Here is a 25874-nt window from a genome sequence, read left to right as displayed (position 1 = left end):
CTAGAATAAGGTTTGACAATATTAAGTAATTTCACTAATATCTAATTAGATAGATATCTAATTAAGAGGTGAAGTAAAATGAATCAAAAAATATCTACTATTAGCGAAATAGAGAAGAATGAGGTTATCACAAACTTTTTCAAAGGTGGAAAAAGGCTCCAGCAAATTCCAAGTAAAGAAAAGCGGAAATTAATTTTATTGGAACATATCGTTGCGACTAGTTTTAAAAAGAATCATCTGTATTCAGAAGAAGAAGTGAAGGACATTTTAAAAGAAATCCATGAAGACCACGCATCATTACGAAGATATTTAATTGTGTATGGATTCATGAATCGTAGCAAAGATTGTAGTCAGTACTGGGTGAACTAATTGAACTGATGGTTTAACCTTTGTTATAATGTTTGGGATAAGAAAGAAAGGATGATAATGATGATTCCCGAAATAACCACTGAGGAGCTCAAACAAAAGCTCGAAAACGGTGAAAAATTAGCACTTGTTGACGTTCGCGAAGATGATGAAGTGGCAACTGGTATGGTTCCAGGTACAAAACATATTAAAATGGGCGAAATCCCAAATAATCTTGATTACTTTGACAAAGATAAAGAATACATTTTCATCTGTCGATCCGGCGGTCGTAGTGGAAATGTCTGTGCATACCTACAAGACCAAGGCTATAAAGTTCGCAACATGGTCGGCGGAATGCTGGAATGGGATGGGAAAGTTGAGTAAAAAAGAGTATTCGCACTCTTTTTTTTTATAATAATTATCAGAGTATTGTTAATATAAAATAATTAGTAAGGAGTTATAGAATCTATGAAACAAATCATCGCGCTTGGAGGAGGCGGCTTTTCGATGGAGCCGGATAATCCGTTGCTGGATACATATATTTTAAATCAATCAAATAAGGCTACACCCAAAATATGTTTTTTGCCGACAGCTAGTGGCGATGCGGAAAACTATATTACGAGATTCTATCATTTCTTTGAGAGACATAATTGTGAGCCTTCTCATCTTTCTCTTTTTAGCCCTCCTACGAGAGACTTAGAATCATTTTTATTAGACAAGGATATCATTTATGTCGGTGGTGGTAATACCAAAAATCTACTAGCGCTATGGAAAGAATGGGGTGTAGATCACATTTTACGGAAAGCTTGGGAGATTGGCATAATTTTGTCGGGAATAAGTGCTGGGTCAATCTGTTGGTTTGAAGATGGTGTAACTGATTCATACGGAGATAAGCTTGAGCCAATCGAATGTTTAGGATTTTTGAAAGGAAGTAATTGTCCGCATTATGATGGTGAAGAGGATAGGAGACCTGCATATCTTGAATTGGTGTCCTCGGGTGCAGTTCAAGGAGGGTATGCAGCTGATGATGGAGTTGCTCTACATTTCATCGATCAAACTTTTGTAAAGGCTGTTAGTTCAAGACCAAATACAAATGCATATTTTGTAAGCAAAAGCGGAAGCGAAGCAATAGAGGAAAGAATAGAAACAGTATTATTAGGAAGCTAGGAATATTTTATAAGGAGAACCATATGAGCATCGAAAATTACATTCAAAAAGCCGTAACTATTTTTAGTAAAACGATAGATTCCAATCTTATCGGAGTATATTTGCATGGATCATTAGCAATGGGATGTTTTAATACAGATTCAAGTGATATTGATTTGTTGGTTGTCGTCAAAGAAAAGCTACCATTATCAATTAAAAAAGTAATCATCAAAGAAATAATACAATTAGAGGAATCGACCCCATCGTATCCTATCGAAATGAGCATTATCACAGAGCGAACTGTAATAGATTTTGAATATCCAACTCCTTTTGAATTACATTATTCTATGGCACATAAAGACAAATACATAAATGATGAAAATTATATTTGCGGTAATGATTTGGATCCTGATTTGGCTGCGCATTTAGTAGTTATATACAACAGAGGTATCTGTTTGATTGGGAAACCCATATCGGACGTATTTAAACCAATTGATCCCCACTATTACATCCGTTCAATCCTATTCGATATAAATGATGCAATCGAAGCTATAGTTGAAAATCCAGTCTATTATTCATTGAATTTATGTAGGGTACTCTATTATTTAAGGGAAAAGGTGGTTTCATCAAAAAAAGAGGGTGGGGAATGGGGAGTAAGGTCATTACCAAGTCGATATAAAACTCTTATTTCCGATGCACTTGAAAAATATAAGTGTTCGTCTATTAATCGTGCATTTGACCAGGCCCATTTAATCAATTTTGCAGAATTTATGACAGCTGAAATCAATAAAGAGTTGAAGGGGTACTAACTCAATAAGAAGTGATTAAGCCCAAAATAATATAGAAGGCAATCCTCTAGAAGTATGGATTGTCGTCTATTTGTTTCAATGACTTAATATGTGGAACAACTTAGTATTTGAAAAACGAGTAAAAGAAACCACACAACGGTAGAGAAGTTGAGAAGTGCATGAAAAAGACCTCATATTCGAGGTCAAAAATTAAAATTCAATCTTCTTCGATAGTAAGGGTAGTATAAAATTCATCAACGATAGGATAAATGGCTGGTTCTGTATGATAATAATGGCCATTCACTCGTGTTAATGCAAAATGAAAAGTCTCTTCTCCATTTTGATGAAGTGAAATCCCATAATCTAATCCACTTCTTGACTCTTGATTTTCATCTGGAATAAATTTAATGTCTTTTATATCATTCAAAAAATCATTTATTACCTTATTATCTTCAATTGTTTTTTGATACCCTGTGCTTCCATCGACAATTGCGATTTTAGTAACTTTACTCAAATCTTTTTCATAAAACTGTGGTAATGTCTTTGTCTCCAAACTGCATCCGGTTAAAACTATGAAAATAAGAATAACAAACAACCCACATACTCGTTTCGTATGAAATACCCCCTTCAAAGTTTCAATAGCACTGACTGACTATTATGATAATTTTAACAGATTTTTTTAAAAATTCTATATCATAAAACAACATCTTTGCGATAACAGCCTTTGTATTTGAAGTTAGGTTCAAGTACAAGAAGGAGTTTCTCCTTAATTAAGAGAATTAGATTATTTAACATGGTTTCCGGAGGACATAATGAATACTTTCATAAAAAATGTAAACAGCTTAATGAAAATGCACTCTGATGGAATTTTAGGCGGAGAAATAATGCCAGAGGATGTATTGATTGATGTGGTTAAAGAAGATGAGCTAATGGATGTTATAACACTAGCAATGGCATTAAACTATCAAAGAAATGCTTATACATTATGGAAGTCAGTTGTACAAGCATATCAAGACCCGGTGACTAATTGGATTTTTAGTCCGACACTTGTTGTAAACAGAAATATAGATGAACTGCGTGAGGCATTGCTTCTACATCGTGTCGGATTACAACCGAATCGACATCCTGTCATTTGGCACCGTGTAGCAAAAGGAATATTTGAGTCTTCGGATAAAGGAAATGTGGAAGGATTGATTAAGTGTGTTCATTCTGACATCGCTCTTTTAAAAGAGATTATGCAAGGTGATAGAAAATCAGATTTCCCCTATCTCTCTGGACCAAAGATATTTAATTATTGGTTGTATGTATTGGAAACTTATACAAATGTTTCATGGAAATCTCGTGAGCTAATCACGATTGCACCAGATACGCATGTTTTAAAAGCTACTGTAAAATTGGGATTATGTTCTGAAGAGGTATTAAACGGTGGGGCAGATGACCGACAGACTGTTGCAACCGCTTGGGAAATAGCTCTTGCTGGGAGCGGCATAGCACCGATTGATGTCCATACTCCCTTATGGTTATGGAGTCGTGCTGGCTTTCCACCACTTATGGATTGATAAGGGGAGTTTAAAAGGTCAAAGCATTTTTTGTGGAATTAATTGTATTAATAGTTTTCCCGATTTTTTGTGTTTGAATAGGTGCCATCGAATCGTTACATGTAAGAAAGGTATTTTTGCAAGAATGTCGAAATAGATATTAGAAGTAGGATTTTTCTCCAAGCATTATTCAATTAAAGGTGTGTGTTTCATGAAAAAGAAAACTGTGGTTTCGGCTTCCATTTTTTCAATCATTATTATTCTGATTTTCGTCAACTTATTTAAGGATGAAGTTTGGGAAGAAAACGCAACTAAGTTAAAAGCTTCATTTCATCCAGTAAGCGGCAGTGCGATTATTGATGATTTCGCAACATGGACACCATTTAAATGGGATACACTATACAGTTTCTCTCCATACACTTCAAAGGACATCATCTATAACACTGTGGGATATAAATGGGATAAGATAGATGAAACTGTAAGTGAAGGTATGACCCAAATTGTATTTGTAAATGATGGCAAGGTAGTATGTTATTTATATGGTCATCCGGAAAATAATAATATTGGATTTGACTTTGGTGAATATACGGGGAATTATATAAAACTTACAAATGAACAAAAATTGCGTTTTAAAGTTACTGAACTAAACAATATCTATTATTTGGATTATATTAAATAATCTAGGGGTATGTACTTAGTAAATAATGAGTTCATACCCTAGTGGTTTCTGCTTACTCATCTCAATCAACTGGAAACCCACTTCCATCAATTTCAACCAAATTTGCTGGTCTATCCTTTCCGTTAATCCATTCAGAATATGCAGCTTTTTCACCTTTCAGGAAATCGTTAAGGAATGCAATGGTAAGTTCATTAATTGTTTTAGTTACATCTGGGGTTTCAGCTCCAGATAACAGTCTACCAATTGTTGAAAATGATAGATGATTGGCACCTATTACTTTCATAAATGAACTACTTGCTGGGAGAAAATCATACATGTTCTTTTGTTTTTCTATAAATACCCTAGCAATTTCCTCACTTGTTTGAGCATCATCTCCTCCCGAAATTGCTTCAAGATACTCTTCATAGGAAGAAGCTTCTTGGCGAAGATTAAGAACAGGGATATTTGGTATCTTGTTATCGACTAAAAACAAACTTGCATCATATAAAACAGCACAGGATAAACGTTCATCAATAGTAGCTAAATTGAAAACAGTAGCCCCACCAAGGGAATGTCCCATCACACCAACTCTATTAGTGTCAAATATTCCATTAAAGAACTCCTCTTGATTCCATTTTTCAAGATGATCTAATACAAGACTTGCATCCTTCATTCTTGATTCTATCTGTGATTGATCATCAGGAAAATGTTCAGCTTGAAATATAAACTCTCCATCAGGAAAAACGGTGGCAAAACTATCATATGGGACACTAATAGCCACAACGATATATCCTTTTTGTACAATGGCACTAATACTCTCTATGTATAAATCGCGATCGATTCCAAAACCTGGAGAAAATAGCAAGACTGGATACGAAGTATTTTGGACTGGCTCTGCATTTTCCTTAATTGATATTATAACTTCCTTCAACTTTTCTTCATTAATCCCAACCATCGAGAAGATTTCAATCGCCTTTTCAATAGCAGGCTCGAATAATGATGTAAGAGGTTTATTTGTTGTATTTTCATTTGTAGGGTAATAAATACTAACTGGGAAAGAATGAAACTCTTTACGATCATCAAAAACTTCTTTTCTATCGAAATCATCAATTACTTTGATTACTCTACCAACCTTTAGATTAGAAACCATACGAATTATACCTCCCCTTCGACTTTTGTATTTATACGGCTAAAATGTAAAAAGGTTTCATCGGAAATACTTTCTAGACTTTTTTTGACATTAGGACTCGAAAAAAATAATATAATTGATGTATAATATAATCTGTGTTTAAGGCTGGGTTGTCCCATTTATATTAATTAGTTGAATCCTTATTAGATAAATTTGAAAGTGAGATGGAATTATGGGTCGTAAGTGGAATAATATTAAAGAAAAAAAGGCGTCAAAGGATGCGAATACGAGTCGTATCTATGCAAAATTTGGACGTGAAATTTTCGTAGCAGCAAAACAAGGCGAGCCAGATCCAGAATCAAATCAAGCTTTGAAGGTTGTACTTGAACGTGCAAAAACATATAGTGTACCGAAAGCAATTATTGACCGTGCAATCGAAAAAGCAAAAGGCGGTTCTGAAGAAAACTATGACGAACTTCGCTATGAAGGCTTTGGACCAAATGGATCAATGGTTATCGTTGATGCACTAACAAACAACGTGAACCGTACCGCTTCAGACGTGCGTGCCGCATTTGGTAAAAATGGTGGTAACATGGGTGTGAGCGGATCTGTAACATACATGTTTGATGCAACAGCTGTATTAGGTATCGAAGGTAAAACTGCTGATGATGTGCTTGAAATTTTAATGGAAGCAGACGTGGATGTCCGTGACATTATGGAAGAAGATGATTCAGTTATTATTTACGCTGAACCAGAACAATTCCATGCTGTTCAAGAGGCGTTAAAAAATGCAGGAATTACCGAATTTACTGTAGCAGAACTAACAATGCTAGCACAAAATGACGTAACACTACCTGAAGATGCACAAGCAAAATTCGAAAAGATGATTGATGCGTTAGAAGATTTAGATGATGTTCAACAAGTTTATCATAATGTGGATCTTGGTGAGTAATAAGAAGATGTTAAAAGCTTGGGTGTTAAATTCCCCAAGCTTTTTATTATATAATTTAGCATGTGTTAAAAAACTGAATTTTCACTTTATATATGATGAAATATACATAATTATCATTTATGATTAAATGGCATACGAATGTAAGTATATAAAACTTTAAAGGGGAGGTTCGCTTGACTGATAAAAATCAATTGTCAATGAAAAGTATATTGTTGAGAATATTAATTATCTTTACGTTTACTTGCTTAATTTGGTTTTTTATTGGCCGCCTTAGCGAAACATTAGGAGAGGAATATAGTCGTATTAACCACTTCTTTATTGCGATGCTTACTTCTATATTAATCGTTATTCTTATTGATTTTGCAAGGAGGGTTGATCAAGTTTCATTTAAACAACTGATATCAACCACGATACGATCGAATATTTTTTCATTCCTCATAGGTTTTATTCTCTGGACAATTCCAGCAATGCTTGGAATTACTATATGTATATTGGTTGGTTGGGTTGATATCACGTTAAAAACAGATAGTACTCAACTTTTGTTAAGTATTATCATTTTATTTATTACTGTATTTTTGATAGAGGCATTACCAGAAGAACTTATTTTCAGAGGATATATTTATCGTTACTTAAATGTAATTTTTCCCCATTGGTCATCCCTCATATTGCAAGTGCTTTTGTTTTCATTATTTAGTTATATCATTGGGGCAATATACTCGATTGGACAGATTCTATTTATTCCCGGCTTTGCTTTAATATTAGGTTATTTAAGGGCAGTATCGGGAAATGTCTGGACATCAATTGGATTTCATGTTGCGATTATGACTGTAACGCAAATTTTAAGCCCACTTCATAATCATTTTGATGTTAGCGGTATGATAATACTCCAATTTTTTGCTTTTATATTATTTCCAAGTATAATCGGTGCCGTTGCGTTAGACTTTATTTATACAAATCATAAATGGGGCAAAAAAGAACCTATTTTGTAAGATTTAAAATTTTGAAATAAGTAATTGTAAGTGAAATGGCCCAAGGCATTTCTGCCTTGAGCCTTTATTCAATTCCCCATACCCACCCTCGTTATTCAAAATCAGTACGTGGTTGTAAGTTGTTATTCGTGATTTATACAGTTGTAAGCTGTACTGGGATAAAGTGTAATGCGGATTTGAACCGTAGCCTTCCCCAAAGCATACCAACTAGTAAAACATTTTTTTGTACTCGCCTTTTAAATAACTACCAGCTATCTAATTTATTTTAAATCTGTTAACCAATTCGTTTGCTGTAAAAGTGTATCAACAAGTCGATACTGTTTTGAAATATCATCAACCTGATCCTGTAATTTCTTCACATTAACCGTTGGAATGGTTTTAATCTCGGAATGGCTGTAGCGCATATCCATTATTGATGCTTTTTCAATAACAGCCTCTAAAATGCTCCTTTTCTTCATAAGTAATTCCCGATGTGTAATTGCATCTGAAATGGTTCCATAGTTAACTAATGTCGTTGTTGAATTTGTGTAATTGATTCGCATAACTAAGATCTTTAACGCTTTAATAATATTGTCCATTTCTAGTAATAAAGTGTTAGGATCTTCTGCTGGTTGTTCGCCTTCTTGAACTACGGTTGAGCGGAGAAGTCTTTCCTTCAATTGCGCCAATCTTTTTTGTAAGTCGGCTCTTTCCAATAGTGCTTCAGCTAATTTCATTTCACATCACTCCTTTATGTACAAGATACATAATACCAATTTGAATTCATTTTTTTCATATAAATTATGTCCGCTTGGACGTCATCACTTGTTGGTGGGTTTCCAGAAGGGTTATATACATATCCAGAAAAATTATCGATTACCCCTCGAGTATGGTAGAAAAATAGGAAGTCTCCTCTTTGGAAAATCTCATTTCCATCTGAAATAAACTTTTTATTATACGGAGTAGGAATTTTATATAAGTAGTCATTGGATGGTTCTAATTTGCCTTCATTAAACTGTTCGACAATATCCATTCTCGAATCCTTTTTTATTGCAAATTCAATTTGAAGTAGAGATGTACTAATAGGTTGATAGAGCAGAATTAAAAAGAAAACAAGATTTATACAAGTTGGTATGAAACTCATGATTGATAGGCTGCTCCGCTTTTTAATGATATGGATAACGGAAATAATCATTAAAATACTAGCTCCAATAATCGCACATACCATAAGTGGGAATAAAATAAAGGTTAATTGAAAGGTCGAAAAGAATGTAGTCCCTATTTTAATTCCGATGAGCATTACTAAAAACAGTACAGATACATATGCAATCCAATTTAGTTTTCTAGATTTCGCATTCTCCATCGTACATCTCCTCATTATTCAATTAACAATACTTTACCAAATAACAGATAATATGGGAAGAAAAATACAATGTGATTATTCCTACTTGTTCTTTAAACTGTAAGTTAATCTGATAGATTTCTAACAGAGGAAGACTTAGTAAAGATCTACCTATTCGCTATTTTTTTACTAAAATAAAACAGGTGGAATAAATCAAATTATAGATGTTATAACATATAATAATAGGTATTTTACTTCTAATTGGACTTAAATCGATATTATATCGAAATTATTACACAAATTTTTAGTAAAACATAAAATGAAAGCCTTTACTTTTAGTAAAAAATAAATATAATAAAGGATATAGAATAAAAGGAGGGAATATTATGAAAATATCGAAAATGAGGATTGCATTATTATTTTTCTTTTCAACATTTTTATTGATTTCTGGATGTAGTTCTTCTTCAAATGGGGATAATGAAGACAAAGATGGGAAGGTCACGATTCGGTTTGCAACTTGGGATTCCGAAGAAAGTCTAAATCTACAGCAAAAATTAGTGGATAAATTTAATGCACAGCAAGATAAGGTAAAGGTGAAACTTGAGGGGTATGGTGACGAGTACGATACAAAAATTGCAGCTGGAATGGGTGCAAAGGATGCACCTGATGTTATGTATATGTGGAATTATCCGTTATATAAGGATGCATTAGAGCCACTTGATTCTTATATAGAAAAGGAAGGAGCGGCATACAAGGATAATTTCTATGAGGCTCTTTGGAACTACAATTCCCAAGGTGGGACAACACTCGGTTTACCTGTTGGTTATACAACGCATGTCGTTTACTATAACAAAGCGCTTTTTGATGAACAGGGAATTGAATATCCACAGTCTGGATGGACTTGGGATGATTTAATAGAAACAGCTAAAAAACTAACAAATAAAGAAAAGAAAATTTCTGGATTTGCCTTTTCGGGGCAGCCGGATCCATATGATTTTGAAATGTTCCTTTGGAGTAATGGTGCATCCTATGTTGATAAGGATGGGAAATTAGATGGTAATGTAAATTCAAAGAAGTCCATTGAGGTATTTGAGATGTTTCAAAATATGTTGAAGGACGGATATGCGATCGCAACTGAGGGCTCTGGTTCTACAGAAATGAAATCAGGTAAAGTTGCTATGTTTGTTAATGGTGCATGGTCACTTGGTACACTAACGGAAGCGGGAATTGACTACGGAATCGTCGAATTACCTATGTTTGAAAATGGCAAAAATATCAGCATTTTAAGTTCATCTGGTATCGCGATGTCAAAGGATTCAAAGCATAAAGATGCTGCATTTGAATTTATGAAATTTTGGACTGGTGAAGAAGCAAATAAAGAAAGAATCGAATATGAACTTCCAGTTATTAAGAGTTTAGTAGAAAAAGAAAAGATTGAGGAAGATCCAGTTAAAAGTGTGTTTTATTCGATGCTTGAAAAGAGTGATGGGTATACCCCTGCTTCCTTTATCGTTGAGGATTGGAGTGGGGTATCAGAGAATTTAAGTTTAGTATTTGAACAAATTTTCAATCCAAGTACTTTAATGGAGCCAAAAAAAGTATTAAACGATGCAGCAAACCAATAATTTAATAGATGGAAAAGTATCATAATCCCAAAGCGAAATGGTGCTTTTCCTTTTATATAGTTTGTATAAATCTAATTCCGTGAGGTTTTTATATGATTATTACAAAAACGAAGAAAAGAAAAGGTTATAAATTAGTCGGTAAAAGAGTGCCATATCTATTTATTTTACCATGGATAATCGGTTTTTTGGTCTTTACTATAGGACCTCTAGTGTTTTCATTAATTATGAGTCTATTTGATTGGCCAGTTACAAGCAGTCCAAAATTTATAGGTATAGATAATTACAAAAAAATGTTTACTGCTGACCCGCAATTTTATAAATCATTAGTCATTACTTTTAAATTTGCATTAATTTTCGTCCCTCTTAATCTTATCGTCGCATTAATATTAGCACTCCTCATTACTCAACCTGTAAGAGGAATAAAAATTTTTAGAACAATATTCTATCTTCCGGCAGTAGTATCAGGGGTTGCGATATCAATTATTTGGGGGTGGATCTTCAACTCGGAATACGGAATTCTAAATTACTTATTATCATTTATTGGGATTGAAGGTCCAAAGTGGCTGATTGATCCGAAATGGGCGATTGTAACAATTGTGATAGCCAGCGCATGGGGTGTCGGAACAATGATGCTCATTTTCTATACGGATATAAAAGGGATTTCACCTGAACTATATGAAGCGGCAGCTCTTGATGGTGCTGGACCAATTAGGCAATTTTTAAGCATAACGATTCCAAGTATAACCCCTACCATTTTATTTAATGTGATCACATCTGTTATAGGGGCATTACAACAACTAACACTTGTATTACTTCTAACTGGTGGTGGTCCGCTTAAATCGACCTATTTCTACGGCTTGTTTGTATATAATAATGCTTTCAAACACCACAAACTTGGGTATGCAAGTGCAAATGCATGGTTCATGTTCATTATCATCCTATTATTGACATTATTAATCTTTAAATCATCCTCTGCATGGGTATTTTATGAAAATGAAGTGAAGAAGGAAGGTAAAAAATCGTGAAGATTACTAAAACTCATAAAATAATTGTCTATAGCCTTCTTGGATTATTTTCCCTTTACTTTTTATTTCCCTTTGCATGGGTGATATTGACTGCATTTAAAACAGAAGTGGAAGCCTTTAGTTTTCCACCTAAAATATTTCCAGATATTCCGCAGTTTCAAAACTTCATTGATGCATGGAAAAGCCAGCCATTTGGACTCTATCTTAAAAATTCAGTAATTGTCACTGTAATGTCTACTCTTGGACAATTAATATCATGTTCATTGGTTGCATATGGGTTTGCTCGGTATAACTTTAAGTACAAAGGCATTTTATTTATTTTGCTATTGTCCACAATGATGATTCCTTGGGACGTGACTATGATTCCACTTTATATGCAATTTAACTTATTTGGGTGGATTAATACATTGAAACCACTCATCGTTCCTGCATTTTTTGGATCTGCCTATTATATTTTCTTATTACGTCAATTTTTGATGAATGTACCAAAGGATTTAGAAGATGCAGCGAGAATTGATGGTGCAAATGAATTTCAAATATTTTATAAAATTTTTGTCCCAATCATGAAAGCACCTCTCATATTAATTGCTGTATTAAATATTTTAGTAGTTTGGAATGATTATTTAGGGCCGTTAATCTACTTGCAGGATCAATCCAAATACACGATGGCACTTGGATTGGCAGCATTCAAAGGGGTTCATGATCTTCAAATTCTACCAATTATGTCAATGACAATAATTATGATCATACCACCAGTATTAGTATTTATGTTTGCACAGAAATACATTGTTGAAGGGATTAGCGGATCAATAAAGTAAATAGATTTTCGGAGGAAGATAAAATGCTACGTGAAATGAAAAGATGGGAAGATATCCATCTGACTGGAATAAATAGGCTTCCTGCCCATACCGATTTTTATAGATATAAGAAATTGAATGATGCACAGACTTTTAATAAGAAAGTGAGCCGTGGTTACACGCTTTTGGATGGTAATTGGAAGTTTCTATATCTTGAAGCGCCAGAGTACTCTCCCGATAACTTTGAAAAAGAAGATTTCGATATTAGTAGTCTTGATGACATTGAAGTACCATCCTGCTGGCAATTAAAAGGGTATGGAAAGATGCATTATACTGACGTATTATATCCAATCCCAATTAATCCACCATATGTTCCGCAGGAAAATCCGACAGGCATCTATTTTAAAGAACTAAGCTTACAACCTCTTAATGAGGATGAAAGAATTGTTCTTAAATTTAATGGTGTAGATTCAGCGTTTGATTTATATGTGAATGGACAACATGCAGGCTACAGTAAAGTTTCAAGAATGCCTTCTGAATTTGATATTACCGAATTTGTAAGGAATGGAAGTAATCGAATCACAGTAAGAGTGTACCAGTTTTCCGATGGTACATATCTTGAAGATCAAGATATGTGGTGGCTTTCTGGAATATTTAGAAGTGTTGAGCTATATCGAATGAATCACCATACACTGCAAGACATTTTCATCGAGACAGTACCAGATGAAAATTATCAAAATTTCACATTGAAGATAGCAGGGAATTTCTTTACGAACATTATTTCAAAATTGTATGGAGCCCTCCTATTCAAAGGGCAGAAAATAGCTGAACTGCCTTTAGAAACTGAGAACGGTAAGTTTCAACTAAGTAAGGTAGTGGAATCACCTCTTTTATGGAGTGCTGAAGAGCCGAATCTATATACATTAATGATCGAATATAAATTACCAAATGGTAATCAAGAATATATCCCGTTAAAATTGGGGTTTAGATCAATTGAAGTTAAGGATAATGAAATTAGATTAAATGGGAAACGAATTTTCTTTAACGGTGTAAATCGTCATGATTTTAATCCAAAAATGGGTAGAACAGTTACCTACGAGGATATGCTTCAGGATGTTGTTTTAATGAAAAGGCACAATATCAATGCGGTTCGAACGGCACATTATCCAAATAATGATGCATTCTATGATTTATGTGATGAATACGGACTCTATGTGATAGATGAAGCAGATTTAGAATGCCATGGCTTTGAAAATACAGGGAATTATAATTGGATCAGTGATAATGAATTATGGGAGAATCAATATGTCGATCGGGCCGTTAGAATGGTCAAGAGGGATCGTAACCATCCGAGCGTCATTATGTGGTCGCTTGGTAATGAATCGGGAGCTGGTCGTAATTTTACAGCAATGTACAATGCAATTAAAGCAATTGACTCTACAAGATTGGTACATTACGAGGGCGATCGACTAGCGGCATATAGTGATGTTTATTCAACCATGTATACAAGGCTTAAAAGACTTGAAGAAGTGGGAATGGATGCAGAAGGAAAAAAACCACATATCCTATGTGAATATGGACATTCAATGGGGAATGGGCCAGGTGGTCTGACTGAATATCAAAACATGATGAGAAAATATCCGAGACTTCAGGGTGGATTCATCTGGGAATGGTATGACCATGGAATTGAACAAATTGATGGAAATGGGAATGAGTATTACTTATACGGTGGTGATTATGGAGATTTCCCAACGAACGGAAATTTCTGTATCGATGGACTCGTCTTTCCTGATCGCACTCCATCACCAGGACTTATCGAATATAAAAAGGTCATTGAGCCAATTGAAACTGAAGTAGTTGATTCTAATCTGTTAAAGATTAAAGTAAAAAACCTCTATGATTTTAAAAATCTAGAAGGAATTACTTTAAACATTAAGGCAGTTTCATTTGATGAATTGCTTGAGGAGCATGATCTAGTTTTACCTAAAGTTGCTCCTCATGAAGAACTAGAAATGACCTTACCGATCAATCTAGAAAAAGCACTACAACATGAAGATGTTCGTGTTTGTGTAAGCTATATGCTTTCAGATGATGAATTGTATGCAGATAAAGGCCATGAAATTACGAATGAAAGCTTTCTTGTTGAAGCAACTAGAATAGAGAAACAAGTAAGAATAAGTGAGAACAATTCGGATTATCATTCAGAATTAAACGTACATGAAGATCAATTGCATCTTCTGCTAGAAAATAATTCATGTAAAATCAAATTCTCAAAGGTCCATGGTACCCTTCTTTCATATAAAATTGATGATGAAGAAATTATTAGCAAAGGTCCTGAGCTCACCTTGTGGAGAGCAATCATTGATAATGATATGTATAAGAAGGACGACTGGATTAATAAGTATTTCTTGAAAAATGCGAAAGAGCAGCTTATTTCAATTAATTATGTAATGAATGATGGCTATGTTGAAGTAGAAATTGAAAAATATTTATCAGCTGTCAATCAGGCTTGGGGCTTTCATTTAATCTATCACTATCGAATTACGAATGAGGGTGTATTAAACCTCCGACTAGATGGTAAAAAAGTGATTAGAGGGACAGACATTCCTGAAATGCTTCCAAGAATTGCGATTCAAATGCATGTAAATAATGAATTTAATGAAGTGACATGGTATGGTCGTGGTGATTCTGAAAGCTATCAAGATAGTAAACGAAGCCAAAGTATTGGATTATACCGTAAAACCATTGATGAAATGCACACTGATTACGTGTATCCTCAAGAAAATGGTTCAAGATGTGATACATCCTTCCTTGCGCTATCAAAAGGAGATCATTCTTATTTGATTAATTTTAAGGAAATAAGGGATTTCACAATTCATGATTATGAAACGAATGCATTAGAAGAAGCAAAGCATAGAGGGAAAATTAGTAAGTCTCCATTTAATGTATTAACGATTGACTATAGACAAAGTGGACTAGGCAGCAATAGCTGTGGAGAAGAGCAGCTACCACAATATCGCGTGGGTGTTGAGGATTTTGAAATTCAATTTGAAATTAGAAAAATCAATAAAGCTGACCTAGTTGAAGAGAGTAAATTCTTTAGGGTTCAATAGATAAATAAGTAGGGGAAACCCTGCTTATTTTTAAGGAGGATTTGTATGTTACTTGATATCAGGGAAATTCCGTTTTCCCGATTTGGGTCTTATTTTTGTATTTCGAAGGAAAAGAAATCAGGGGACGTCTATATAAGGGATGTTCATGGTGGTGATGAGGCACCTTCACGCTTATTTAAGCTTGACGTACTAAAAGACGGTGTTGAACAAGAGTTTGTAGTCGATGCATCTGAAATTTCACTAAAACTCCGTTTGTATGATGATACAGACTGCTATGCAGAATTCATTATCCCTGAAGAAGATGAACTTCATATTGAAGTAAAAGGTGTAGAACTGCGACTAAAAGCAGAAAAAGTGAAATATGATACGTTAATGGAGCTTGCGGATGGGATGTATGAATACCACATCTATCCAAAAGAATTAAAATTGATGATTAAACAATTAAAAGGGAAGCTGATGGTTGATGCCCCTTGGAATATAATCGGAAATGATTTCGTTGATATTCGGATGGCAGATGGACACTTTATAATTGAAAGCTACCGTACCGTTTATAAAGAAAAGGATTATGTTGATTTTCAAACAGGAAAAAACAAAGTGGAAAAGATTTATCAGACGTGGTTTTCCACAATGAGTAAAGGAAATGGTAATTACTTACCTTCGATCGAAAGAGCTTCCTATATTACATGGTCAAGTGTAGTTCACCCCCATGGACTTTTAAAAGATTACGCGATGTATATGTCAAAGCTTTGGATGTATAATATTTGGTCTTGGGATAATTGCTTCAATGCATTGAATCTAGGGGAAAGTTACCCTGAATTAGCTTATGCACAGTTGAAAGCTTTCATCGACACTCAGGATGAATCAGGGGCATATCCGGATTTTGTGAATGATAAATTTGTTTCCTATAACTGCATTAAGCCGCCAATTTTTGCTTATGCATATGAAAAGCTTATGGATCAGCATGATTATTTTAAGGATACTGACAGAGTAAGAACAGTCTATGAATCCACTAAAAAAATAATGAAATACTTTGATGAATACCGAACATATCCAGGGCGGTTACCACATTATAAGCACGGAAATGACTCTGGCTGGGACAATGCTTCATTATTTCACGCCGGAATGCCAATTGAAGCACCAGATCTGACCTGCTTTTTAATAAAGTCATATGATATTCTTGCGAAATTTGCAATTCTTCTTGGTGAAGATACTGAAGCAGAGATGTTCAAAGAAAAGGCGGATCTACTATTTATTCTCTTAATGAACAGACTTTACGATGAAGAGGGCTTTTACGGGCGGGTTGGGAAAAATGCAGAGAAAATTAAGATAAGATCAAGCCTAATCCTTAGATTACCAGTTATAATAGGATATAGATTAGATAAAAGCATGATGGAACAATTAGTTGATGACCTTGAAAAGAACTTCGAGACGGAATTTGGATTGGCAACTGAGAGTCTATCTAGTCCCTACTATAAAGAAAATGGATACTGGCTAGGGCCGATATGGGCACCGGTCACATATCTGTTCATTGATGCCCTACAAAGCTATGGATATGAGGAAATTGGAAATAGAGTAAGAGATAAATATTTAAAGCTTACACTAGTGGGCGGGATGGCAGAGAACTTTGATCCATTAACTGGAGCGGGGTTGGTAGATACCTCCTTTACATGGACATCAAGTGTGTTCCTTTTACTATTAAGAAACCGTAACTAGAAAGATGGAGGAATAAATGAGGAAATATGTAGGAGAAATTTGTTTAAGTATTACAGCGATTATTTGGGGGAGCGGGTTTGTTGCAAGTGCGATTGCTCTTGAATCTTACACAGCCTATCAAACCCTTGCAGGGCGTTTTTTAATAGGGGTCATCTTGTTAAGTCTTGTTTTCTTTAAAAAGCTTAAGTTTATTAAGAGAAGTACGATAATAAAAGGTGTTATCATAGGGATATTTCTCTACCTAGCTTTTGCTTTGCAAACAGTCGGCTTACAATACACTACACCGTCTAAAAATGCCTTTTTAACTGCCGTAAATGTCGTGATTGTCCCTTTTATCGCATTCTTTCTATATAAAAGGAAAATGGATAAATTCGAATTAGCGGGTGCATTTCTCGCGATTACTGGAGTAGGTGCACTCTCTCTGAAACTATCAACAGAAATTAATGTAGGGGACCTGTTAACCTTATGCTGTGCGTTTGGTTTTGCATTTCATATTTTTTATACAGCGAAATTTGTTAAGGATGAGGATCCGATCCTACTTACGATTGTCCAAATGGTGACTGCTGCAGTTTTAGGATTTGTTGTTGTTCTATTAAGGGGAGAAATGAGTTTTCCTATGGCAAGTGAGGGGGTTTCCTCTCTTATATATTTAGGGGTATTCTCAACAACAATCGCCTTTTTACTACAAACTATTGCCCAAAAGTTCACAACAGAAACAAAAGCAGCTATCATTCTATCGACAGAAGCGTTTTGGGGAATGGTCTTCTCAATCATTATTCTACACGAAGTCATCACGTTTCGAATGATACTGGGGGCAACTCTTATCCTTTGTGCAATTATTATTTGTGAAACAAAGTTGTCTTTTATAAAAAGAAAAACACTAAAAGGATTAACATAATGATAACTTGGTTGGGAAATATTTATAATTTCCGTCCAATATATTACAATATAAATATACAAAATATTATGTTAGTAGGTATTAATGATGGCGACGATAAAAGATATTGCTGATTTAGCTAAGGTTTCAATAACGACAGTATCAAGAGTATTGAATTATGATGAATCACTAAATGTCTCACCCGAAACGAGAAAGCGAGTTTTCGAGGCTGCTGAGGAATTAGCATATGTCGTAACTCCTAAGAAAAAAGCCAAGAGTAAATGGAAAATTGGTCTATATTATTCATATTCTCTTGAAGAGGAATTAGTGGATACGTATTATCTTTCGATTCGAGTAGCATTAGAAAAGAAGCTAAAAAGAAAAGGAATTGAAATCTATCGGATTGGTAAGGACGATACGAAGAAAAGCCTTTCGAAAATTGATGGCATTATCTGCCTAGGTACTTTTAAAAGGGCCGATATTGACAAAATAAAAGATTTTGAAACTCCCTGCGTTTTTGTTGATTCAAATCCAGATGAGAATTTCTTTGATTCTGTTGTCATTGATTTTAATTCTGCTACTAAAAATGCACTCACCTATTTAACTGAGTTAGGCCATAAAAAAATAGGCTTTATCGGCGGAGTAGAAACAGATATGTATGGTAATAGGTTTAAAGATTTAAGACAGGATGTATTTGAAAAATTTTTAGAAGACAAAAATATTTTTAATGAGGAATTTGTAAAAATTGGTGGCTATAATCCTAAGGACGGCTACCTCATCTTGAAGGAAATGCTTGGGAAGGATAACAAACCGACAGCGTTGTTTGTTGCAAACGATACGATTGCTGTTGGATGCTATAAGGCAGCATATGAATTAGGGGTAAAAATTCCCGATGAATTAAGTATTGTAGGTTTTAACGATGTATCGTCTGCGCAATATATGGTTCCTCCATTAACTACAGTTAAGCTGTATACGGAAATTATGGGAGAAACTGCGGTAGATCTACTATTAGAAAATATTACATCAAGAAGGGAAGTTTTTAAAAAGGTTACCATTCATACAAAATTAATTATAAGGGGAAGTGCAGCTAATATAAACTGACTCCGCTTAAAATTTGACTGTTCCGAATGTTTTCACGAATCTCTGTCCATACTGATAACAGTATTGCGGAGGTGATGGTCAGTGAATTGTAAGGTTAAGTTATTTGATGAAGAGCATGAGGAGGATCTGGAGCGGGAAGTGAATCGATTTCTTAGTAAAATTGATGAGTCTGATATCATGGATATTAAATATCAGGTTGCCGTTTCTTGTAGTCAAAATAATGATCAAATCTTCTGTTTTTCAGCGATGATTTTATATAGAACCTAGCATGTTTAACTTTATTCAGCAAATGTTCTCATGCGACGAGTAATCGCAGGAGCAGAAGTCTCCACTTCAATAAGTGGTGAGATAAATGCAAATCAGTTTTCAATTCAGTGGGGGTTCAAACTGACTGAATAAAGTTAAAGCCTCCGGCGGATGCCTCAGATTTTTAAAGGAAGCTTTTCGAGCAAGCTCGAAAAAATCTGGGCACAAATACGCCAAGGCGCATTTGATTAATTAAAAATATGCTAGGTTCTATTATTAATTTCAGGCTTTAGCCTGTTTTCCTGCGTTTTCTCCAGCCAATCTCCCTGTTACGAGTGCAGATGTAATATTATATCCACCTGTATAGCCATGTATATCTAATATTTCACCACAGAAAAATAACCCTCTTGTCAGCTTCGATTCCATTTCCTTCGGATGAATTTCCTTAACAGAAACACCACCACCAGTGACAAAAGCTTTTTCAATAGGCAACGTCCCATTCACAGTAAATTGAAACTGTTTACAGTCCTTTGTAAAAGCCCGAATACTTTCATGGGCAAGATTTGCTGAGGTCACTTGTGGGTCAATTTGATTTTTCTCTAACAAAAATAATAAATATCTTTCAGTCAAGAAGCCTTTAAGAATATTTTTTAATGCTTTTTTCGGTTCTTCTTTGGCATTTCTAATAATATATTGGAAGATTTCCTCTTCATTCATATTTGGAATCGAATCAATGCTCACAGTGACCCGGTCTACATTAAACTTTTTCATCGTTTTAACTACAAATTGACTGCAGCGTAACACCGCTGGACCCGAAATCCCGAAGTGGGTAAATATCATATCCATTTTATGAGTGATGACTGTTTTACCTTTTGGGTTTAATACACTTAATGATACATCACGTAATGATAGCCCTTGAAGTGTTTTCTCTTTTATAAAATTTTCATTAGATGTTACAGGTACTTCAGTAGGGAAGAGTTCAGTGATTGTATGCCCTGCAGCTTTTGCCCACGCATATCCATCACCAGTTGATCCAGTATGAGGTACCGATTTTCCGCCAACAGCAATTACAATACATTTCGCCTCGATGTACTCTTTATTTTTAAAATAAACACCACTAACTTGTCCTTCCTTATACACTACTCTATCCACTGGGGTATTTGTTAGGATATCTACACGTAATATTTCTAATCTTTTCATGAGTGCATCAACAACAGATTGAGCTTTATTATTAACAGGAAACATACGACCGTGGTCTTCTTCCTTAAGCTTTACTCCCAAATTTTCAAAAAAACGAATGATATCTTCATTATTAAATACTGAAAAAGCACTATATAAAAATCGGCCATTTCCGGGGATGTGCTGGATGATTTCATCAATGGGCAGTCGATTTGTTACATTACAACGACCGCCACCTGATATCGCAAGCTTTCTCCCTAGTTTGTCTCCTTTATCTACAAGGAGGACCCGTGCACCTTGTTCAGCAGCAGCAATTGATGCCATTAACCCTGAAGGGCCTCCTCCGATTACTATTACGTCGTATTTCAAACGAATCACTCCTATCTTCTTTTAAGAGGAAGTTCAAAGAGTCGGGTAAAAATGACACATCGAATTTCTTCGTTGGCTTGCTTTTCCGCTCCTTGGAAAAGAAAAATACTTTTCCTGCGTGATAGAGCGTCTGCTCACGTATTCACTACATACGTTCCGCTGCTCAAAGCTGCGCCGCCTCGAACTTTCGACGCACAGGACGTGCTAGTGTCGGCGTCGCCACAGGACGTGGCGTCTTAGCCGACTCGGTCCTTTTTATCCTCCTTTTGAACACACACTTTAAGATACCATTTTTCATTAAAAGTGAAAAATAAACCTTTGAAAAAATTTTTTGTTTGAAAGTGACTTTTATCACGGAAAAAATACTATGAAAATTACTACTATTGAGTAGTATTGAAAAAGCGGAAATATTCAGAAGGAGAATACTATGAAAATTGGTTTAACAGGAAAAATTGTTGGAATTGTCGTTATGCTGTTTAGTCTATGTATCGCTATTGTTACAACATTTATCTATTCTACAGTATCAAAGCAGGTAGAGAAATCTGCTGGATACGAGTTAATTGGTTGTGCAAATATTACGACTGGAATAATAGAGCCGCGTCTTTTAGAGAGTGTAATAGCGGGAGATAAGGAAGATTTAACGAAGCTTGAGGAGCAAATAAGCTGGATCATAAAAAAGAAGCCTATTTTTCTTGATTCATATATTTTGAATTTTGATGGAAACATAATAGCTGCAGATGAAACGCTGAAGACTCAAGGATTTCAAGCCGGAGATACTTTTCATATTGATAAGGAAGCCATTCAAATGGTGAAGGAAATGAAGCATTCAGAGTACTCTGAGGTTTATTCATATGGTGGAATTGAAAGAATCACAGGATATGCACCAATTTTTAAGGATAATGATTCTTCAAAAGAGGTGATTGCTGTAAATGCCATTGATTTCGATGCAAAGATACTTAAAGAGCGGACATGGGAAACAATTAAACTACCTATTATTTTAAGTATTGTCCTTCCATTTCTTGTAGCATTAATTACGATAGGTATTGTAAGAAAGATTACATCACCGATTAAAGGATTAACAGAACATGTGAATGAAATGTCAAAAGGAAATCTCGATATAGAACCTCTTGAAGTACGTTCAAAAGATGAATTGGGACAGTTAGCAACGGATTTTAACAAAATGGTCACCCATTTAAGAGAACTCATTCGCAATGTCCATAATAATGCAGAGCAAATTGCTGCAACCTCTGAGGAAGTGGCCGCAAATACAGATGAAACGAGCAGATCAATTGTTGATATCGCAGATTCTATTCATTTAATTGCTGGTGGGACAGAGCATCAGGTAAGTAAGTTAAGAAACGCTAGTGAAAGAACATCATCTATTCGAACTGAACTAATAGAAATGATTGATAGAATTCAATTGGTTGAAAGATCAGCTATTGTTTCGACCACAAGTGCGGAAAACGGGAATAAGGTAGTCTCAAATATTATTCAACAGATGAATGAAATTGAAGCTCAGGCAATCTTGACAGGAGAGATCATTAGGAAATTGGATGAAAAGTCAAAAGAAATAAGTCATATTTTGTCCTTAATTACATCTGTAGCCAAGCAGACAAACTTATTAGCGTTGAATGCAGCAATAGAAGCCGCAAGGGCTGGGGAAAATGGCAAGGGTTTCCAAGTTGTGGCTAATGAGGTTCGAAAGCTTTCCGAACAAACCGGAAGTGCGGTAAGTGATATTTATAGTATTGTCTCAAATATTCAAGATGAGATTTCTGGAGCAGTAATTAATGCTAAAAAAAGTGAAACGACTGCCCAACATGGATATTTAATTGTACAGGAAGCTGGAGTAACATTTAAAAATATATCAGACTCCATTACAGATGTTTCGACGCAGCTAGAAACGATTTCTAATTCTGTACGTATGATGGACTCACATATGAATAAGGTAGTTAAAAGCTTGGAAGAGTCTGTTTCAATCTCAGAAACAACTTCTGAACGGACTTTAAATATAGCCGCAGTAACTGAACAGCAAAATGCATCAATGGAGGAGATTGCAGCCGCAACAAATATTCTTGCAAAGATGTCAGAAGAGCTAGAAAGTGAAACTGAAAAGTTTATTATTGATTAGTGGGTTAAAATACCAGGGAGGAGGCGTATTCGCCCTGGTATGTTACTATTTCAATCTAAAAATCTACCTCTAACTTCAGCAGGAGGAATCATACAGCTCTCCTTCTTTCCAAACCATTTATAGCGATTTTTTGCAATGACATCGTAAAATATATCTCTAATCGGGGACGGGATGATTAGAAAAATTGATAAAAAAGGGTACAGTCCACTTAAATTTCTACAAATCCGTAGGGCTGCATTTGATTTAATGTAAGCACGGTCACCTTCAATTAGAATAACGCTACTCAAATCTCCTTTTAATCCGTGTTTTTTAAGCAAATCCTTTCCAACTTCACCTTGTAAAGAAGCAAATTGATAATTTTCGTTGGAATCTCTTTTAATAATAAACTGGACACTGGAGTTGCAGAAATTACATATTCCATCAAATAAAATAATACGATTCATATTTTCACCAACTCGCATTTATTTACCTTTATAATATCATATGCAGTATTAATGTTGGTTCTGAAATACTAATAGACATTCTCTTTCTTATTGAATTTCCTTTCAATCAAGTCTAAACTATAACATGAAATGAAAGGGGAAATGAAATGAGTAATTATACACCATCAGTTACAGAGGGTATTTACCCTGAAGATGCTGGATGGACAGTTGAAAAAGGGAATAATGTCTTGCTTCTTTCTATCCCAGTCCTGACTGAAATTATGACCTATCACATATATACATTTGATTATACATGGCTTTATCATGAAGAGCTGGATGCTTATATTTTCTGTTTTCGATTACAAAATGATAAGGAATTTGCGATACTATTTCAAAAAGATCATGCTGGCATGTTGTTGATGGAGGGTGAGGCATACGAAGAATTTACACTCGTAATTACTGATCAAGATTTTAAAAAACTCAATGATGACAGCAAGTATATTACGTTATCTAATATTTCACTAGACAGACAAAAAATTGCTGGGTGGTAGTATATTGATTATGCTAAAATAGAAAAGTTAAGCGCATTTTGTAAATTACTTAAGTTTTTAATGAAAGATAGTCCTTTAAAAGAAGAATGGGGATTTCGAATGTCTGAATCAAAATTATTGCGTGGAACATTTATCTTAACACTTGGTACATATATCTCCCGAATACTCGGGATGATTTATATTTTTCCGTTTACCTACTTGGTGGGTGAGACAGGGATAGCCCTTTATCAATATGGTTATGGGCAATATACGATTTTTTTGGCAATTTCAACTGCGGGACTACCAATGGCAGTTTCGAAATTTGTTTCAAAATATAATTCACTTGGTGATTATCATACTGGTCGTAGGATGCTAAAATCTGGCCTTTTCGTTATGACAATTACGGGCTTCCTTAGTTTTCTATTGTTGTACTCACTTGCACCAGTGTTAGCGCCCATACAACTAGGCGGAGATAAAAGCGTCTATACTGCTGATGATGTAGTTTCTGTCATTAGAATGGTGAGCTTTGCGCTTTTAATTGTTCCAATTATGTCAATGATGCGAGGTTTTTTTCAGGGACATCAATCTATGGGTCCTACAGCTCTTTCGCAGGTAATTGAACAAATCGCTAGGGTTATTTTTCTGCTTTCGTCAGCTTATATTGTCATTGAGTTATTAGATGGTGGCATTAAGACAGCAATCGGTTATGCAACCTTTGCAGCATTTATTGGTGCAATTGGTGGCCTGGGAGTCATGATTTGGTATTGGTTAAAACGCAAACCATATCTAGATGACTTATTAGCTACTAGTAAACCACAAACTGAAATATCGACAAAACAAATATATAAAGAATTAATATCGTATTCAGCTCCGTTTGTTTTTGTTGGGCTAGCAATACCACTTTATAGCCTTATTGACCAATATACATTTAACAGGGCATTGAATTCTATTGGTGAAGAAGAGATTCAAAACTTATTTGGAATCGTAACTGGACTAGTTCCGAAGCTTGTCATGATTCCAGTCTCCATCGCAACAGCATTTAGTTTGACACTTGTACCAACAATTACAAAATCGTTCACTGATGGTGACTTTTCGCTGCTTAGAAAACAAATTGATAAAACTTTTCAGATTTGCGTACTATTAGTGTTGCCCGCGGTTGTAGGAATGGCAGTTCTATCATATCCAATGTATAATTCGTTTTTTGGATTAAATGAAGCGGGTGGGAATGTCTTAAGATGGTATGCTCCTGTTGCTATTTTATTTTCTTTCTTTTCGATTACTGCAGCTATCCTTCAAGGGATTAATAAGCAAAAATTCGCTGTAGTAAGTTTAGCAATAGGGCTTATCGTTAAACTAATATGTAATATTCCATTTTTAATTTGGTTTGGAGAAATTGGGTCAGTTCTAGCGACCGCACTTGGATATACGGTCTCTATTGCTTATAATTTTTGGATGATTTCAAGACATGCCCAATATTCCTTCTCCTTCTTTGTCAGAAGGTCATTATTGATGGGGATATTTGCATTCGTGATGGCAATCGGAATTGTATTAATCGAATGGTTGTTGTCATTTGGGCTTTCAGTAGATGAGAGTAGAGGTCAATCAACGGTTGTACTTTTAATAGGGGTCGTCGTTGGTGCTGTGATTTATTTATTTTTAGCCTATCGGAGTCGTTTATTGGAAATACTACTTGGTAGTAAATTTGCGTTTCGAAAAACAAGCAAGAAGGCTGTTGACTAATAACAGCCTTCTTTTTAACTAGAATACGAGTTCAAAAAGGAGGACAAAAAGAGCCGAGAAGGTCGAGGCGGCGAAGCTACGAGCAGCGGAATGTATGTTTTTAATACATGAGCAAACGTTCCTGCACGAAGGAAAAGTTC

At 35.0% G+C, this 25874-nt stretch carries 25 protein-coding genes; 19 read left to right on the top strand and 6 right to left on the bottom strand.

The genetic code is table 11. The features are described 5' to 3' along the window. Positions 1-78 precede the first annotated feature (78 nt). The 4 genes from MJG50_RS08660 (at position 79) to MJG50_RS08645 (ending at position 2300) form a co-directional block, all read left to right on the top strand. Positions 79-369 carry a DUF2087 domain-containing protein gene (locus MJG50_RS08660; RefSeq protein ID WP_240254791.1) on the top strand — a complete coding sequence of 97 codons (291 nt, stop codon included), beginning with the start codon at positions 79-81 and terminating at the stop codon, positions 367-369. 60 nt (positions 370-429) lie between these two features. Beyond that, on the top strand, positions 430-729 hold the full coding sequence (locus MJG50_RS08655; RefSeq protein WP_240254789.1) for a rhodanese-like domain-containing protein: 300 nt from the start codon (positions 430-432) through the stop codon (positions 727-729). Between the two features lie 84 nt (positions 730-813). Further along, positions 814-1512 (top strand): Type 1 glutamine amidotransferase-like domain-containing protein, encoded by a 699-nt coding sequence (locus MJG50_RS08650; protein WP_240254787.1) that lies wholly within the window; start codon positions 814-816, stop codon positions 1510-1512. Between the two features lie 23 nt (positions 1513-1535). After that, the gene (locus tag MJG50_RS08645) at positions 1536-2300 is read left to right on the top strand and encodes an aminoglycoside adenylyltransferase domain-containing protein (protein WP_240254785.1); all 765 of its coding nucleotides are present in this window, start codon (positions 1536-1538) and stop codon (positions 2298-2300) included. A 196-nt stretch (positions 2301-2496) separates the two neighbouring features. Here the strand turns inward: MJG50_RS08645 and MJG50_RS08640 are convergent, their stop codons facing one another. Then, positions 2497-2793, bottom strand: coding sequence for a hypothetical protein (locus MJG50_RS08640; protein ID WP_240254783.1), 297 nt, complete (start codon positions 2791-2793; stop codon positions 2497-2499). Positions 2794-3091: 298 nt separating this feature from the next. Between MJG50_RS08640 and MJG50_RS08635 the strand changes: the two genes are divergently transcribed. Together MJG50_RS08635 and MJG50_RS08630 are read left to right on the top strand one after the other, a co-directional pair. Next, on the top strand, positions 3092-3838 hold the full coding sequence (locus MJG50_RS08635; RefSeq protein ID WP_240254782.1) for a hypothetical protein: 747 nt from the start codon (positions 3092-3094) through the stop codon (positions 3836-3838). Positions 3839-4028: 190 nt separating this feature from the next. Next, positions 4029-4496, top strand: coding sequence for a hypothetical protein (locus tag MJG50_RS08630; RefSeq protein ID WP_240254780.1), 468 nt, complete (start codon positions 4029-4031; stop codon positions 4494-4496). A gap of 61 nt (positions 4497-4557) precedes the next feature. Here the strand turns inward: MJG50_RS08630 and MJG50_RS08625 are convergent, their stop codons facing one another. Next, the gene (locus MJG50_RS08625; protein ID WP_240254778.1) at positions 4558-5625 is read right to left on the bottom strand and encodes an alpha/beta hydrolase family protein; all 1068 of its coding nucleotides are present in this window, start codon (positions 5623-5625) and stop codon (positions 4558-4560) included. A 211-nt stretch (positions 5626-5836) separates the two neighbouring features. Between MJG50_RS08625 and MJG50_RS08620 the strand changes: the two genes are divergently transcribed. Together MJG50_RS08620 and MJG50_RS08615 are read left to right on the top strand one after the other, a co-directional pair. Continuing rightward, entirely contained in the window at positions 5837-6556 is a 720-nt protein-coding gene (locus MJG50_RS08620) for a YebC/PmpR family DNA-binding transcriptional regulator (protein WP_240254776.1), read from the top strand. A gap of 173 nt (positions 6557-6729) precedes the next feature. Then, entirely contained in the window at positions 6730-7545 is an 816-nt protein-coding gene (locus MJG50_RS08615; RefSeq protein ID WP_240254774.1) for a CPBP family intramembrane glutamic endopeptidase, read from the top strand. 260 nt (positions 7546-7805) lie between these two features. On the opposite strand, the gene MJG50_RS08610 is transcribed toward MJG50_RS08615, so the two are convergent. Both MJG50_RS08610 and MJG50_RS08605 read right to left on the bottom strand, forming a co-directional pair. Continuing rightward, positions 7806-8261, bottom strand: coding sequence for a DIP1984 family protein (locus MJG50_RS08610; protein ID WP_240254772.1), 456 nt, complete (start codon positions 8259-8261; stop codon positions 7806-7808). Positions 8262-8275: 14 nt separating this feature from the next. After that, positions 8276-8887: a hypothetical protein gene (locus tag MJG50_RS08605; RefSeq protein ID WP_240254770.1), complete on the bottom strand. Its 612-nt coding sequence runs from the start codon at positions 8885-8887 to the stop codon at positions 8276-8278. Between the two features lie 365 nt (positions 8888-9252). On the opposite strand from MJG50_RS08605, the gene MJG50_RS08600 reads away from it, so the two are divergent. From MJG50_RS08600 to MJG50_RS08565, 8 genes are all read left to right on the top strand, one after another. Beyond that, positions 9253-10491, top strand: coding sequence for an ABC transporter substrate-binding protein (locus MJG50_RS08600; protein ID WP_240254768.1), 1239 nt, complete (start codon positions 9253-9255; stop codon positions 10489-10491). A 92-nt stretch (positions 10492-10583) separates the two neighbouring features. After that, on the top strand, positions 10584-11516 hold the full coding sequence (locus tag MJG50_RS08595) for a carbohydrate ABC transporter permease (protein WP_240254760.1): 933 nt from the start codon (positions 10584-10586) through the stop codon (positions 11514-11516). Beyond that, positions 11513-12334: a carbohydrate ABC transporter permease gene (locus MJG50_RS08590; protein WP_240254758.1), complete on the top strand. Its 822-nt coding sequence runs from the start codon at positions 11513-11515 to the stop codon at positions 12332-12334. Before MJG50_RS08595 ends, MJG50_RS08590 begins: the two co-directional genes overlap by 4 nt. A gap of 23 nt (positions 12335-12357) precedes the next feature. After that, complete coding sequence (locus tag MJG50_RS08585) at positions 12358-15426, top strand: glycoside hydrolase family 2 TIM barrel-domain containing protein (protein ID WP_240254756.1); 3069 nt, start codon at positions 12358-12360, stop codon at positions 15424-15426. A 45-nt stretch (positions 15427-15471) separates the two neighbouring features. Then, on the top strand, positions 15472-17139 hold the full coding sequence (locus MJG50_RS08580; protein WP_240254754.1) for an amylo-alpha-1,6-glucosidase: 1668 nt from the start codon (positions 15472-15474) through the stop codon (positions 17137-17139). Between the two features lie 16 nt (positions 17140-17155). Next, a complete protein-coding gene (locus tag MJG50_RS08575) occupies positions 17156-18037 on the top strand; it encodes a DMT family transporter (protein ID WP_240254752.1) in 882 nt (293 codons plus the stop codon). 87 nt (positions 18038-18124) lie between these two features. Beyond that, entirely contained in the window at positions 18125-19117 is a 993-nt protein-coding gene (locus MJG50_RS08570) for a LacI family DNA-binding transcriptional regulator (protein ID WP_240254750.1), read from the top strand. A gap of 81 nt (positions 19118-19198) precedes the next feature. After that, on the top strand, positions 19199-19384 hold the full coding sequence (locus MJG50_RS08565) for a sporulation protein Cse60 (protein ID WP_240254743.1): 186 nt from the start codon (positions 19199-19201) through the stop codon (positions 19382-19384). 261 nt (positions 19385-19645) lie between these two features. On the opposite strand, the gene MJG50_RS08560 is transcribed toward MJG50_RS08565, so the two are convergent. Beyond that, positions 19646-20911 carry a BaiN/RdsA family NAD(P)/FAD-dependent oxidoreductase gene (locus MJG50_RS08560; protein WP_240254741.1) on the bottom strand — a complete coding sequence of 422 codons (1266 nt, stop codon included), beginning with the start codon at positions 20909-20911 and terminating at the stop codon, positions 19646-19648. Between the two features lie 427 nt (positions 20912-21338). Between MJG50_RS08560 and MJG50_RS08555 the strand changes: the two genes are divergently transcribed. After that, entirely contained in the window at positions 21339-23042 is a 1704-nt protein-coding gene (locus MJG50_RS08555; protein ID WP_240254739.1) for a methyl-accepting chemotaxis protein, read from the top strand. A 50-nt stretch (positions 23043-23092) separates the two neighbouring features. On the opposite strand, the gene MJG50_RS08550 is transcribed toward MJG50_RS08555, so the two are convergent. Further along, on the bottom strand, positions 23093-23485 hold the full coding sequence (locus MJG50_RS08550; RefSeq protein WP_240254737.1) for a thiol-disulfide oxidoreductase DCC family protein: 393 nt from the start codon (positions 23483-23485) through the stop codon (positions 23093-23095). Between the two features lie 146 nt (positions 23486-23631). On the opposite strand from MJG50_RS08550, the gene MJG50_RS08545 reads away from it, so the two are divergent. Further along, positions 23632-24015 (top strand): hypothetical protein, encoded by a 384-nt coding sequence (locus tag MJG50_RS08545; protein WP_240254735.1) that lies wholly within the window; start codon positions 23632-23634, stop codon positions 24013-24015. 99 nt (positions 24016-24114) lie between these two features. Beyond that, positions 24115-25734 carry a putative polysaccharide biosynthesis protein gene (locus MJG50_RS08540; protein WP_240254733.1) on the top strand — a complete coding sequence of 540 codons (1620 nt, stop codon included), beginning with the start codon at positions 24115-24117 and terminating at the stop codon, positions 25732-25734. Positions 25735-25874 lie beyond the last annotated feature (140 nt).

This window comes from Fredinandcohnia quinoae (assembly GCF_022427965.1).
Lineage (GTDB): Bacteria > Bacillota > Bacilli > Bacillales > Bacillaceae_L > Ferdinandcohnia > Ferdinandcohnia quinoae.
The sequence above is the reverse complement of the archived record's forward strand: the minus strand, read 5'-3'. Positions and strand labels throughout refer to the sequence as shown.

Excerpts from the sequence above, each read along its gene's own strand:
- MJG50_RS08660 (WP_240254791.1), top strand. The coding sequence starts at position 79 with ATGAATCAAAAAATATCTACTATTAGCGAAATAGAGAAGAATGAGGTT.
- MJG50_RS08655 (WP_240254789.1), top strand. The coding sequence starts at position 430 with ATGATTCCCGAAATAACCACTGAGGAGCTCAAACAAAAGCTCGAAAAC.
- MJG50_RS08650 (WP_240254787.1), top strand. The coding sequence starts at position 814 with ATGAAACAAATCATCGCGCTTGGAGGAGGCGGCTTTTCGATGGAGCCG.
- MJG50_RS08645 (WP_240254785.1), top strand. The coding sequence starts at position 1,536 with ATGAGCATCGAAAATTACATTCAAAAAGCCGTAACTATTTTTAGTAAA.
- MJG50_RS08635 (WP_240254782.1), top strand. The coding sequence starts at position 3,092 with ATGAATACTTTCATAAAAAATGTAAACAGCTTAATGAAAATGCACTCT.
- MJG50_RS08630 (WP_240254780.1), top strand. The coding sequence starts at position 4,029 with ATGAAAAAGAAAACTGTGGTTTCGGCTTCCATTTTTTCAATCATTATT.
- MJG50_RS08625 (WP_240254778.1), bottom strand. The coding sequence starts at position 5,625 with ATGGTTTCTAATCTAAAGGTTGGTAGAGTAATCAAAGTAATTGATGAT.
- MJG50_RS08620 (WP_240254776.1), top strand. The coding sequence starts at position 5,837 with ATGGGTCGTAAGTGGAATAATATTAAAGAAAAAAAGGCGTCAAAGGAT.
- MJG50_RS08610 (WP_240254772.1), bottom strand. The coding sequence starts at position 8,261 with ATGAAATTAGCTGAAGCACTATTGGAAAGAGCCGACTTACAAAAAAGA.
- MJG50_RS08605 (WP_240254770.1), bottom strand. The coding sequence starts at position 8,887 with ATGGAGAATGCGAAATCTAGAAAACTAAATTGGATTGCATATGTATCT.
- MJG50_RS08600 (WP_240254768.1), top strand. The coding sequence starts at position 9,253 with ATGAAAATATCGAAAATGAGGATTGCATTATTATTTTTCTTTTCAACA.
- MJG50_RS08595 (WP_240254760.1), top strand. The coding sequence starts at position 10,584 with ATGATTATTACAAAAACGAAGAAAAGAAAAGGTTATAAATTAGTCGGT.
- MJG50_RS08585 (WP_240254756.1), top strand. The coding sequence starts at position 12,358 with ATGCTACGTGAAATGAAAAGATGGGAAGATATCCATCTGACTGGAATA.
- MJG50_RS08580 (WP_240254754.1), top strand. The coding sequence starts at position 15,472 with ATGTTACTTGATATCAGGGAAATTCCGTTTTCCCGATTTGGGTCTTAT.
- MJG50_RS08575 (WP_240254752.1), top strand. The coding sequence starts at position 17,156 with ATGAGGAAATATGTAGGAGAAATTTGTTTAAGTATTACAGCGATTATT.
- MJG50_RS08570 (WP_240254750.1), top strand. The coding sequence starts at position 18,125 with ATGGCGACGATAAAAGATATTGCTGATTTAGCTAAGGTTTCAATAACG.
- MJG50_RS08555 (WP_240254739.1), top strand. The coding sequence starts at position 21,339 with ATGAAAATTGGTTTAACAGGAAAAATTGTTGGAATTGTCGTTATGCTG.
- MJG50_RS08550 (WP_240254737.1), bottom strand. The coding sequence starts at position 23,485 with ATGAATCGTATTATTTTATTTGATGGAATATGTAATTTCTGCAACTCC.
- MJG50_RS08545 (WP_240254735.1), top strand. The coding sequence starts at position 23,632 with ATGAGTAATTATACACCATCAGTTACAGAGGGTATTTACCCTGAAGAT.
- MJG50_RS08540 (WP_240254733.1), top strand. The coding sequence starts at position 24,115 with ATGTCTGAATCAAAATTATTGCGTGGAACATTTATCTTAACACTTGGT.